The following is an 11,895-nucleotide window of genomic DNA, read 5'->3' as shown; positions in this document are numbered from 1 at the left end:
ATTACTGGTCGCCTGGAGACGCGGGCGAGGTCGTGTGCGGAGCGACCCTAACGACTGTAACGAGAAGCGAAAAGGCTGGAGGGCGTATTATCCGGCCCGAAGCGGCGGCTTCACCGAGCCTAAGCTGTGGATCAGCAGGAGGCCGGGGCTTTGACCTGAATGTGCGTGGACGGAGCGTCACCGCACTTCTTTTCGACCCGGTGGATCTCGCCATCCGACTTTTTTGTCGGGCTGAGATCGACGCCGAACTGCGACAGCGCAACTGCGGCGAGCAGTGCGATGAGGCCGATCACCATTTCGATCAGAGCTTGCATGGCGGCCATAATGCCAGATCACGGGTCTGGCGACAATGAGGCGAAGTAAAGAAGCGTCGCCATTGACCGGCTTGATGCGAAAATGGAACGATCTGCGGCCGGTCGACCTCTGCTGTAGAGGCCGCGCACCGAGTTGTCACGCGAATCGGCCATCGGAGGATTATGGGCCCAGATCATTCTTACGAAGGCAGTTTGATCGAGCCCGGCCCGGGCGTCTGGCGGTCTGCGACCGCTCATCGCTTTGCGCCGCTGATGGAGAACAAGGCTTACTTCGAGGCCCTGTCGGCAGCGCTGCACAAGGCGAAAAGGTCGATCCTGATTCTGGGCTGGCAGTTCGATCCCCGCACGCGGCTCGATCCGGAAGGGCCATTGACCGACCGCCGGGCCGAGATCGGTCATCAGTTAAAGGCCCTGGTGCGGCAGAAACCGGACCTGGACGTGCGGTTGCTGATCTGGCGCTCGCCCCTGTTGATCGCAGCGTCTCAGGGTTTCTATCCGCACAAGGCCCAGAGGTGGTTCCGGCGTCGGATCGTGGAGTTTCGGCTGGACGGTCCCGGCATCCTGGGCGCCTGTCACCATCAGAAGGTGGTGGTGATCGACAATCAGATTGCCTTCTGCGGGGGCGGCGACATCTCGACCGATCGGTGGGACACCGAAGAGCATTTTTCTGGCGATCCGCGCCGGTGCGAGCCGACGGGGGTTATCCCGGCCCCAAGACATGAGGTGATGTGCGTGCTGGATGGACCGGCGGCCCAGAACCTCGGCGATCTGGCGCGCGAACGCTGGCGGCGCGCGACAGGGGAGGTGCTCGAGGTTTCCCACCCGAGAGAGGGCGACGCCTGGCCCGAAGGGGTGGAGCCGACGCTGCATGATGTTCCGGTCGCCATATCCCGCACGGAACCGCAGGTGCGAGGCCGACCTGAGGTGCGCGAGAACGAGGCCCTGCATCTGGAGGCCATCCGGCAGGCGCGTTCGCTGATCTATATGGAGAACCAGTATTTCACCTCGCCCCTGCTGGCGGCGGCTCTGGCCGAACGTCTGGCCGAGCCGGACGGCCCTGAGGTGGTGCTGGTCTCGACCGGGCGCAGCCCCAGCTGGTTCGACGGCATGACGATGGATACGGCGCGGGCCGAGGTGCTGTATCGCCTGGAGCAAGCGGACCGCCACGATCGGTTCACCGCCTTCTATCCGGTGACCGACGAGGGCGAGCGGATCATCGTCCACGCCAAGATGACCATCATCGACGACAAGCTGCTGCGGATCGGCTCCAGCAATCTGAACAACCGCTCAATGGGCCTGGACACGGAATGCGACGTCGCTGTCGAAGCCGGGACGGAACAAGAGCGCGATGAGATCCGTCGTTTCCGTCGGCATTCCCTGGGCCACTTCATCGGCGTGTCCGGCGAGGCCTTTGCAGAGGCGGAAACCCTATTGGGATCGGTCGGCCAAGCGATCCAGACCTTTGGCCAGGAGCGGATGAAGCCGCTGGGCGCCGCAGAGCCGACGCGCATCGAGAGGATGTTCGCCGAGTGGCAGTTCGGCGATCCGGTATCGTCCACCGATGCCTGGCGGCCGTGGAAGCGGCTCAACCGCTCGCATCGCACGCGCCCGCAGTCCGAAGGCGGTCAGGCGCCGGGCTGAGGCTCGATCTCGAAGTCGATGACCAGAGGCAGGTGGTCTGACGCCGCTCGCGCCAGAGGCGAGGTCGGGGTGCTGGCGCCTGTCACTCGAATCTCTCGGCTGACGAAGCAGTGGTCGATGCGAATGGCCGGAAAGCTGGACGGGAAGGTTTTGATCGAAGGCCTCAGCCCCAGGCGTCGCTGAGCGTCGTCCAGTCGGCGCGCCAAGGCTTGATAGGGACGGGTGATGGAGGTGGCGTTGAAGTCGCCGGTCAGGATAGTCGGCCCCTGACACATCGGATCGCCCAACCAGTCGCGGCCGATCAGGGCGGCGGTTTGAAGTCTCTGCTCCCGGGGAACGAGCCCCAGGTGGGTGTTCAGGATGTTGACGATCACCCCGTCGAAATCGACTGCAGACCAGAGGGCGCCGCGCGGCTCCAGCCCCTTGATGCCGCGTAGGGTGGGCAGGGCGGCGGCGCGCACCAGACGCTCGGGCCTATGGGTCAGGATAGCGTCGCCATAAAGCTCGGCCTCTACCTTCATGGCTGGGTGGAATTGCACGCTCATGGCCAGACGCTGGGCGATGGCGTCAGCCTGATCGACCCAGCCCGTGCGGGCGCGGCCGACGTCCAACTCCTGCAGGCAGACCACGTCGGGCTCATGCTCCGCGATGACGTCCGCGATGCGGTTCACGTCCAGCTTGCGATCGACGCCGACGCAGCGATGGACGTTGTAGGTCAGAAGTCTCGGCATGGATTCCTTGCCCGCAAACGCAGCGACTGTCGCGCCTGAATGCGGCGGCCGCGAGGTCCTGTAACCTGACTAGATGACAACCAGTCGGTCGGGGATCTCGTTCTGATCAGCGGGCTTGGGCGGAAAGCGTTCCGCCAGCACGCCGCCACACAGGCTGATAGCCTGCTCGAAACCTTCGACGGGGCGATCGTGCCGCAGCGCGCTGGTCAGGGCGGCGACGGCGTCGGCCCAGACCTCGGGACTGACGCACGAATGAATGCCCTCGTCAGCTACCACCTCAACCTGATGATCGGCCAGGGCGGCGAAGATCAGGACGCCGGTGCGCGCCTCGGTGACATGCAGGCCGTGGGCCAGGAACTGCTGCATGGCGGCGCGGCGAACGCGCGTGCGGCGCAGGGCGGCTGGCGTCAGCAGCCTGCGCACCACAGGGATCAGCGACAGGAGGAAAACGGCCAGGAACACTCCGGCTTGAACCAATCCATACGCCGCCAGAGCGCGCCCGATCTCTACCGAGGCGGCAGGCGCATGGGCGATCTCCCAGCCTCCGCCGAATGACAGCCAGTCGCCGTTGAAACCAAGCGGGATCAGCCCCAGCGGCAGAAGCAGCGCCGCCGCCGCCGCCCAGCCCAGGCTGATGTCTCGATAGGACGACACCTGCCGCGCCACGACGCAGAAGATCTCGCCAGAGGTGCGCGCTTCGGCCTCGGCGATGGCCTGGCTCACCCGCGCGTGGTCGTCTGTCGTGAACTGCATCACCATCCCCCCGAGGCGCCGCCGCCGCCGAAGCCGCCGCCGCCTCCACCGAACCCACCGCCGCCAAATCCGCCTCCGCCGCCCCAGCCGCCGCGTCCGCCGCGATCGCGGTCTTTCAGCGCCTCGCTGGCGGCCCAGATGAGAATGGGCGTCAGGCCGTCGCCGCGCCCGCCGCGCCGTTTGCGGCCGCCAGCCGCGGCGCCGATCATGCTGAAGAAGATGAAAGCGAACACCATCAAGATGACGACGGCGGGAATAACGGGCTTGGCGGTCGCCGTCGCCGCGCTCTTTGCCTCTTCCGCTCGCGCCTGAGCCTCGGCCGGGTCGGCGGTCAGCTGAGTAATGATCGCGTCGGTCCCGGCGATGATGCCCGTTGCATAATCGCCCTCACGGAAGGGGGGCAGGATGTCGTTTCGGATGATGAGCGAGGAATAGGCGTCGGTCAGCACGCCCTCCAATCCATAGCCGACCTCGATCCGCACCTTGCGCTCGTTCGGCGCGACGATCAGCAGAGCGCCGCCGTCGTTCTCCTTCTGACCGATGCCCCAGTGACGGCCCAGCTGATAGCCGAAGTCCTCGATCTCCTGATCCTGCAGCGAGGGCAGGGTGACGACGACCAGTTGGTCGCCGGTCTGCTGTTCCAGCGCCTCCAGTTTTCCTGTCAGGGCCTGTTCCTGCTGGGGCGTCAGCAGCTGGGCGTCGTCAACTACCCGCCCAGTCAACGTCGGGAACTTGATTTCGGCGGCCAGACTGGCGCCGGGCAGGGCCGCCAGCCACACGACGAGGACCAGCATCACCGCAGCGAGCAGGCCGCGCGCGACGTCGGCCCATCGGGCGAGGACGGAAGAAGTCATCTCCAGGCTTACTGCGCCGCCGGGGCGGGGGCGGGCGGCGTCGATCCGGGCGTGGTCGCAGGCGCGCCGCCGCCGGGTTGAGCGCCGAGGTCGAAGTTCACGGTGGGTGCGGACTGGGCCTCGGACGTAGCGGTGAACAGCTGCATCGGCTTGGAGCCGCCGTGCAGGGTCTTGGCCCAGATCACGTTCGGGAAGGTCCGCAAGGTGGTGTTGTAGTCGCGCACCGCCTCATTGTAGTCGCGGCGGGCGACGGAGATGCGGTTCTCGGTGCCTTCCAACTGGGATTGCAGGGTCAGGAAATTTTGATTGGCCTGAAGCTGCGGATAGGCCTCGACCGTCACCAGCAGCCGAGACAGGGCGCTGGAAAGCTCGCCCTGAGCCTGTTGGTACTGCTGGAAGGCGGCGGCGTTATCGAGGTTGGAGGCGTCGATGTTGACGCTGGTGGCCTTGGCGCGCGCCTCGATCACCTGGGTCAGGGTGGTGCGTTCCTGAATGGCCGCGCCCTGCACGGTGGCGACCAAGTTCGGCACCAGGTCGGCGCGACGCTGATACTGGCTCTGAACGTCGGCCCAGGCGGCCTCCGCGCGCTCCTGCTTGGTCGGAATGGTGTTGTAGCCGCAGGCGCCCACGGCGGGGGCCAGGACGACGACAGCGGCGACGGCGGCGATGCGAGGCGAAAATCCAGCCATGAAGAAGCTCCTGCGGGCGGTCCTCATGACCGCTGACCGCTAAAGACTATCGGGGCCGAAAGGCTCCGCTTCAAGGCTGGATTTTTGACGCAGATCTCAGCCGTTCAGGTCTTCCGGCTCCACGCCCGCCGCGCGACAGGCGGCGGTGTAGGTGTTGGCCAGCAGGCAGGCGATGGTCATGGGGCCGACCCCGCCGGGGACGGGGGTGATGCGCCCTGCGACTTGGACAGCCTCGTTAAAGTCCACGTCGCCGACCACGCGGGTCTTGCCCTCGGCGGCCTTGGCCGGGTCGCGCGAGGGGACGCGGTTGATGCCGACGTCGATGACGGCGGCGCCCGGCTTGATCCAGTCGCCCTTGATCATCTCGGGGCGGCCGACGGCGGCGACCAGAATGTCGGCGGTGCGGCACAGGGCGGGCAGGTCGCGCGTGCGCGAGTGGGCGATGGTGACGGTGCAGCTCTCGCCCAGCAGCAGTTGCGCCATCGGCTTGCCGACGATGTTGGAGCGACCGACGATGACGGCGTTCAGGCCCGACAGGTCGCCGAGTTGATCCTTCAGCAGCATCAGGCTGCCCAGCGGGGTGCAGGGGATCATGCCGGGCAGGCCGACGGCCAGGCGCCCGGCGTTGACGACGTGGAAGCCGTCCACGTCCTTGTCCGGCGAGATGGCGTCGAGCACGGCGGATGAGTCAATGTGTTTGGGCAGCGGCAGTTGCACCAGGATGCCGTGGATGCCCGCATCGGCGTTCAGCGACGCGATCAGGGCCAGCAGTTCGTCCTGGGTCGTTTCGACCGGCAGGCGGTGGGTGTCGGACCGCATCCCGGCTTTCAGCGTCGTCTCCCCCTTGTTGCGGACGTAGAGCTGACTGGCGGGGTCTTCGCCGACGATGACAACGGCCAGTCCGGGTTTGACGCCGTGGGCCGATTCCAGCCGAGCGGCGGCCGCGGCGACGCGCTCCACCAAGGTCTGTGAGAAGGCCTTGCCGTCGATCAACGAGGCGCGGGCGGGTTCGACAGCCATATTTGGCTCCATCTGCCGGGAACTGGAAAGCGTGGCCGCGATTTACAGGCGCTGCGGTTCGGCGTCTATGATGACGCCAGCAAAGAGGTTTTTATGCGTTATTCCCTGTTCGCCGCGGCCAGTGCTGTCTCTCTTCTGGCTGCCGGTGCAGCCTGGGCCCAAACTGCGTCTGACGTCCGGCTGGGAGACGACATTCGGGGGCGACTGGAAGACGGGGACGCCAGCACGCGCGGAGCCGAAGCCTATCGCTATGACGACTATCGACTGAACCTGCGCGCCGGGCAGCGGCTGGAAGCCGAGATGACCTCGGACGATTTCGACGCCTATCTGGAAGTCTACGCCGATGGCGCCCTGAGGCAGTCGCTGGCCAGCGACGACGACGGCGCAGGAGACCTGAACCCCCGCCTTCTGTTCACCGCACCCGAAGCCGGCGCCTATATCGTGCGGGCTCGCCCCTTCTCAGGGATGGAGACTGGCGATTATCGGCTGACGCTGAAGGAACGCGCCGCGCCGCGCCTGCCGCGGCCCAGCCGTGTCGCCATCGGCCGTAACGCCTCGGGTCGCCTGGGAGCCAACAGCGCCGAGGATGACGACGGCAATCGCTATGACGCCTACGCATTCCGCGCCTCTGCGGGCGAGCGGGTGAAGATCGACCTGGAATCAGATGACTTCGACGCCTTGCTGCGCGTCGGCCGCATCGTGAACGGCGCCTTCGTGCAAATGGCCGAAAACGACGATGGCGGCTCCAGCCTGAATGCGCGACTGGTGTTCACGGCGCCTCAGGACGGAGAGTATCTGGTCCGCGCCACCTCTTATGACGGCTCGGCGCAGGGGACGTACCGCCTGGCGCTTGAGCAGGGGCCGCCCGCGCCGCCCGCCACGCCGACGGCGATCGGCGATGAAACGCGCGGCCGGCTGACGGCCGACACCGCCACAAGCGATTCCGGCGCTCCGGCGGATCTGTATCGCTTCAGCGGCCGGGCCGGGCAACGAATCGCCGCGACCCTGACGGCGGACGGGTTCGACACCTTCCTTGAGCTCTTCGACGCCAACCATAACAGTCTGGCCAGCGACGACGACGGCGCGGGGGACTTGAACTCGCGCCTGACGCACACCCTGGCCGAGGACGGAGACTATCTTATCGAAGCGCGCGCCTTCTCCAGCGGCGAGGGGCCCTACACGCTCAAGATAGAGGAGATCGCGCCGCCGCCGCCGCCCTCCGCCATCGCCTTTGGCCAGACGGTAGAGGGCGAACTGACGAGCAGCGACGCCACCGACGACGACGGCCGCCTGTATGACGCCTTCGTTTTCAGCGGGACCGAAGGCCAGCGCATTCAGGCTGTCATGCGGTCGGGCGACTTCGACGCCTACCTGCAACTGGGCCAGGACGATCAAGACTTCAACGAGCTCGCCAGCGACGACGACGGCCTTGGCCAGGGAACGGACGCGCGCCTGATCTTCACCCTGCCGGAGACTGGCGACTATGTGCTGCGCGCGCGCTCGTGGTCGCGCGACGCCAAGGGGCTCTACTCGCTGGAGCTCACGGACCTGGGCGGCGAGCCTGCGCCGGGCAGTCTGCTGATTGGCTCGACCGTCCGCGGGAGGCTGACGGAACGGGCCAGCATCACCGAAGAAGGCGTTTATTTCGACGCCTATCATTTCAAGGCCAAGGCCGACGAAAAGCTGCGCTTTACGCTTATCGCCAGCAGCTTCGACGCGGTGGTCGAGGTCGGTGAAGAGAAAGATGGCGACTACTTCCAACTGGACACGGATGACGACAGCCTGTCCGACACCCATGCCCGCCTGAGCTGGACCGCGCCGCGCGACGGGACCTATGTGCTGCGCGCCCGCAGCTTCAGCGCCAACTCGACCGGCGACTATGTGCTGATCACGGAGCGGCAGCCCTGAGCGACCCCAGCGACACCGCCGCCTCGGCCCTGATCCTGGGCCGAAAGGATCAGCATCTGGACGTGGTGCTGGCAGGCGGCGGGCGTCATGCTGTGTCGGCGGGGTTCGACGACTGGCGTTTCGTGCACGAGGCCCTGCCGGATGTGGACCATGCCCGGATCGACCTGGGCGTCGACTTTCTGGGGCGGCGGCTGAAGGCGCCTCTGCTGATCAGCGCCATGACCGGCGGGCCTGCCAGGGCCGAGGCGATCAATGCCCGCCTGGCCGAAGCGGCCCAGCATCTGGGCATCGCCCTGGCCGTCGGCTCTCAACGGGCGGCGCTGGAAGGCGGCGCGGCGGGCGGGCTGGACTTCGCGCTCAGGCTGAAAGCGCCGGACACGCCGATCCTGGCCAATATCGGCGCGGCCCAGTTAACGCGCGGCTTCGGTCGGGACGAGGCGCGCCGGGCGCTGGACATGATCGGCGCCGACGCCCTGGTCGTTCACCTGAACCCCCTTCAGGAGGCCTGCCAGCCGGAGGGAGACCGCGACTGGTGGGGCGTAGGCGCAGCGCTTCAGGCCCTGATCCGCGATCTGGACGCGCCGGTGATCGTCAAGGAGACAGGGGCGGGAATCTCGGCCGTCACGGCCCAGCGGCTGATCGCCATGGGCGCCGCGGGGGTGGATGTCGCCGGGGCGGGAGGCGCCAACTGGGGCCTGATCGAAGGCGAACGGGCGACCGATCCCGCGGATAAGGCTCACGCTTCGGCCTTCGCTGACTGGGGCATACCGACGGCGCGCGCGCTGGCCGAGGCGCGCAACGCCCTGCCTGACGCCCTGCTGATCGGGTCGGGCGGGGTGCGCGACGGGGTCGATGCGGCCAAGGCGATCCGGCTGGGCGCCGACATGGTGGGCATGGCCTCAGGCGTGATCCAGGCGGCCACCGTCTCGACCGAGGCTGTCATTGAACAGTTCCAGCTGGTCATTCGACAGCTGCGCACAGTGTGTTTCTGCGTAAACGCTGCAAATTTAGCCGCGTTGAAACGAGTTCCGTTGCTTCCTGTCGCCTGAGCGGGGCATTTCCGCCTCGAAGATTCGCGTCGCACCCAAGGAGATTCCCATGCGCGCTGTGTTGATGACGACGGTTCTGGCGTCCTCGCTGATTCTGGCCGGTGCTGCGGCTGCCCAGAGCTCCATTCGGCCGGGGCAGACCGTGAACGGAAACTTCAGCGCCAAGGACGCGCGGATGGACGACGGTTCGCACTACCGTTGCTACGTGATCCAGACCGAAGCCGGTCAGGCCTATACGGTGACCATGCGCTCGTCTGATTTCGACACCTACCTGATGGCCGGCGCGGGGACCGACTGCGACGAGACCTCGGTGACGAATGACGACGGACCGGACATGGGCACAGATTCGCAACTGCGCTTCATCTCGAACGGCGGAAACTGGATCATCCGCGCCAACACCCTGAGCGAAGGCGAGACCGGGTCGTTCCGCCTCACCGTTTCGGAAGGCCAGCGCCTGCGTCCGACCACTCAGATCGTGCCGATCTCGGTCGGTGAAAGCCGTCAGGGCCGTCTGGAGTTCAGCGACCGTCAGGCCGACGACGGTTCCTTCTACGACTGCTATGCCCTGAACATCGGCACCCGAGGCAATGTGTCTGTTCGCATGGATTCAGCGCAGTTCGACGCCTACCTGTCGCTGCATGAAGGGCCGCAGTGCGATGGAGAGAGCCTGGCCGCCGACGACGACAGCGGCGGCGGGACCAGCGCCATGATCACCGAGACCCTGCGCCCGGGTTCCTATTCTTTCCGCGCCAACAGCCTTAGCTCAGCGCAGGAAGGCGACTACACCGTCTCCGTCACCACCATGCGGTGATGCACAAAGGCCCCGGTGAGACCGGGGCCTTTTTCAATAGAACATCTCTTCGGCCGCCGGGCTGTTCTGGGGCTGGGGCCGCTCCTGCAGCGCCGACTGACGCGCGGCGCGTTCGGCCGCATAATCCGGCTGGGGCGTATCGAAGCCGAAGCCGTAATCGTCGCGCGCCAGCTCCGGCGCCGGCCGAGACGCCATATCCACAGAGCCTGACAGTGCGCCGTATGAAGCTGGCGGAAGCGTGGGCTCCGGCATCAGTTCCAGCCACGCGCTCTCAAAATAGGGTTCCGCGTCGCCGGTCATGGGGACTAGCCGCTCTGGATCGTGCTCATATCCATCGCGCAACTCTCCTACGGTCATGATGGAGCCGGGCGGCAGGTCCGGCTCGACGGGCGGCACGACGGCGATGGCTACCGACGCGCCCGAGATTAGCTCCCCGTGGGCGGCCGAGGTCGAGTTCCAAGCGGCCCAGCTCGCCGCGCCAAGGCTCGTCAGTGCCAGGGCGGCGGCGGTTAGAATGACGGCGCTTCTAGTCATGATCGGCGGCATCCTGCGTTCGTGCTGGTTACGAAAGCGCTCAGCCGCCGTCTGGTTCAAGCCGAAGGCAGAAGATCGCCTGCGAAGGCGCGATAGCGGCCGGCACGCACCCCCTCGGTCGCACGGGCGATATCCGGCGCGAAGTACCGGTCTTCGGTATAGGCGCCGCAGGCCTCGCGCACGATGGCGTAGGTCTGCTCCAGTTCCGGCGACGAGGTCAGCGGGCGACGGAACTCGATCCCTTGCGCCGCAGCCAGCAGCTCGATGCCGACCACGGTCGCGGTGTTGGCGGCCATATCCAGCAGGCGGCGCGCGCCGTGCGTGGCCATCGACACGTGGTCTTCCTGATTGGCGCTGGTCGGCACGGTGTCGATGACGCAGGGGTGGGCGACCATGCGGTTCTCGGCCACCAGGGCAGCCGCCGTCACCTGGGCGATCATGAAGCCCGAGTTCACGCCGCTGTCCTTGACCAGGAAGGCGGGCAGGTCGGTCATCTTGGGGTCGACCAGGATGGAGGTACGGCGTTCGCTGATATTGCCGATCTCGCACAGCACCATGGCGATCTGATCGGCTGCGTAAGCAACAGGTTCTGCGTGGAAGTTGCCGCCCGAGATGACGTCGCCGTCCTCGATGAAGACCAGCGGATTGTCGGTCACGGCGTTGGCCTCGCGCTCCAGCATGGCGGCGGCGTTGCGCAGGACGTCCAGGGTCGCGCCCATCACCTGCGGCTGGCAGCGCAGGGAGTAGGGGTCCTGCACCTTGGCGCAGTCGTGGCGGTGGCTGTCGCGGATGGCGCTGCCGGTCAGCAGTTCTCGCAGACGACGGGCCACGTCGATCTGACCGGGCTGGCCGCGCAGGGCGTGGATGCGGTGGTCGAACGGCGCGTCCGAGCCCAGCAGCGCATCGACGGACAGGCCGCCCGCGGCGATGGCGGCGGCGAACACGTCCTCGGCTGCGAACAGACCGTTCAGGGCCAAAGCGGTCGAGCACTGGGTGCCGTTCAGCAGGGCCAGACCTTCCTTGGGGCCCAGAACGACGGGCTTCAGTCCGGCCTTTGCCAGAGCCGAAACGGCGTCCAGCACCTGACCCTGATAGCGGGCCTCGCTGACGCCGATCAGGACGCACGACATATGGGCCAGCGGGGCCAGATCGCCCGAGGCGCCGACCGAACCCTTGGACGGGATCAGCGGCAATACGCCCGCATTGACCATACCGATCAGGGTCTCGAGCGTATGGCGACGCACGCCCGAGGCGCCCTTCGACAGGCTAGCGATCTTCAGTACCATCAACAGGCGGGTCGTATCCTCGCTCAGCGGCTCCCCGACGCCGCAGGCGTGGCTGAGCACCAGGTTCTTCTGAAGGGTTTCAAGGTCTTCCGCTGCGATGCTGGTGTTGGCCAGCAGGCCGAAGCCGGTGTTGATGCCATAGACCGTGCGGCCCTCGTCCAGGATGGCGGCGACGGTCGCTGCGCCCTTTTCGACATTGGCCCAGGCGGCGTCGGTCAGGCTGACCGTGACCGGGCCGTTCAGGACCGAGCGAAGCTGAGCGAGGGTGAGCGGCGCGGCGCCGATTTCAATGGTGGTGGTCATAG

Annotated in this window: 12 protein-coding genes; 4 read left to right on the top strand and 8 right to left on the bottom strand. The window is 66.7% G+C overall.

Annotated features, from left to right (window positions below; genetic code table 11):
• Positions 1-131 precede the first annotated feature (131 nt).
• Positions 132-323, bottom strand: a complete 192-nt coding sequence (locus tag H9656_RS03955) for a hypothetical protein (protein ID WP_191742943.1) — start codon at positions 321-323, stop codon at positions 132-134.
• Between the two features lie 183 nt (positions 324-506).
• On the opposite strand from H9656_RS03955, the gene H9656_RS03950 reads away from it, so the two are divergent.
• A complete protein-coding gene (locus tag H9656_RS03950) occupies positions 507-1,955 on the top strand; it encodes a phospholipase D-like domain-containing protein (RefSeq protein ID WP_225212215.1) in 1,449 nt (482 codons plus the stop codon).
• On the opposite strand, the gene H9656_RS03945 is transcribed toward H9656_RS03950, so the two are convergent.
• The 5 genes from H9656_RS03945 to folD all read right to left on the bottom strand — a co-directional run bounded on the left by H9656_RS03945 (position 1,940) and on the right by folD (position 6,002).
• Positions 1,940-2,686, bottom strand: a complete 747-nt coding sequence (locus H9656_RS03945) for an endonuclease/exonuclease/phosphatase family protein (protein WP_191742942.1) — start codon at positions 2,684-2,686, stop codon at positions 1,940-1,942. The genes H9656_RS03950 and H9656_RS03945 overlap by 16 nt on opposite strands.
• A gap of 69 nt (positions 2,687-2,755) precedes the next feature.
• A complete protein-coding gene (locus H9656_RS03940) occupies positions 2,756-3,439 on the bottom strand; it encodes a TPM domain-containing protein (RefSeq protein ID WP_225212214.1) in 684 nt (227 codons plus the stop codon).
• Positions 3,439-4,293 carry a TPM domain-containing protein gene (locus tag H9656_RS14200; RefSeq protein ID WP_191742940.1) on the bottom strand — a complete coding sequence of 285 codons (855 nt, stop codon included), beginning with the start codon at positions 4,291-4,293 and terminating at the stop codon, positions 3,439-3,441. Before H9656_RS14200 ends, H9656_RS03940 begins: the two co-directional genes overlap by 1 nt.
• An 8-nt stretch (positions 4,294-4,301) precedes the next feature.
• Positions 4,302-4,982, bottom strand: coding sequence for a LemA family protein (locus tag H9656_RS03930; RefSeq protein ID WP_191742939.1), 681 nt, complete (start codon positions 4,980-4,982; stop codon positions 4,302-4,304).
• 96 nt (positions 4,983-5,078) lie between these two features.
• Positions 5,079-6,002: a bifunctional methylenetetrahydrofolate dehydrogenase/methenyltetrahydrofolate cyclohydrolase FolD gene (gene folD / locus H9656_RS03925; RefSeq protein ID WP_191742938.1), complete on the bottom strand. Its 924-nt coding sequence runs from the start codon at positions 6,000-6,002 to the stop codon at positions 5,079-5,081.
• A gap of 93 nt (positions 6,003-6,095) precedes the next feature.
• On the opposite strand from folD, the gene H9656_RS03920 reads away from it, so the two are divergent.
• From H9656_RS03920 to H9656_RS03910, 3 genes are read left to right on the top strand one after another with little or no spacing between them, the layout of a single operon-like run.
• Positions 6,096-7,910, top strand: coding sequence for a PPC domain-containing protein (locus tag H9656_RS03920; protein WP_191742937.1), 1,815 nt, complete (start codon positions 6,096-6,098; stop codon positions 7,908-7,910).
• On the top strand, positions 7,907-8,959 hold the full coding sequence (fni, locus tag H9656_RS03915; protein ID WP_318240615.1) for a type 2 isopentenyl-diphosphate Delta-isomerase: 1,053 nt from the start codon (positions 7,907-7,909) through the stop codon (positions 8,957-8,959). Before H9656_RS03920 ends, fni begins: the two co-directional genes overlap by 4 nt.
• A gap of 49 nt (positions 8,960-9,008) precedes the next feature.
• Positions 9,009-9,770, top strand: coding sequence for a peptidase (locus H9656_RS03910; protein WP_191742936.1), 762 nt, complete (start codon positions 9,009-9,011; stop codon positions 9,768-9,770).
• Between the two features lie 33 nt (positions 9,771-9,803).
• Here the strand turns inward: H9656_RS03910 and H9656_RS03905 are convergent, their stop codons facing one another.
• Together H9656_RS03905 and hutH are read right to left on the bottom strand one after the other, a co-directional pair.
• Positions 9,804-10,304: a hypothetical protein gene (locus H9656_RS03905; RefSeq protein ID WP_225212213.1), complete on the bottom strand. Its 501-nt coding sequence runs from the start codon at positions 10,302-10,304 to the stop codon at positions 9,804-9,806.
• A gap of 56 nt (positions 10,305-10,360) precedes the next feature.
• A complete protein-coding gene (gene hutH / locus H9656_RS03900) occupies positions 10,361-11,893 on the bottom strand; it encodes a histidine ammonia-lyase (RefSeq protein ID WP_191742934.1) in 1,533 nt (510 codons plus the stop codon).
• Between the last annotated feature and the right edge of the window lie 2 nt (positions 11,894-11,895).

It is taken from the genome of Brevundimonas guildfordensis (genome assembly GCF_014836405.1).
Lineage (GTDB): Bacteria > Pseudomonadota > Alphaproteobacteria > Caulobacterales > Caulobacteraceae > Brevundimonas > Brevundimonas guildfordensis.
Note: the sequence above shows the minus strand (reverse complement) of the source record. Positions and strands in the feature narration are given on the sequence as shown.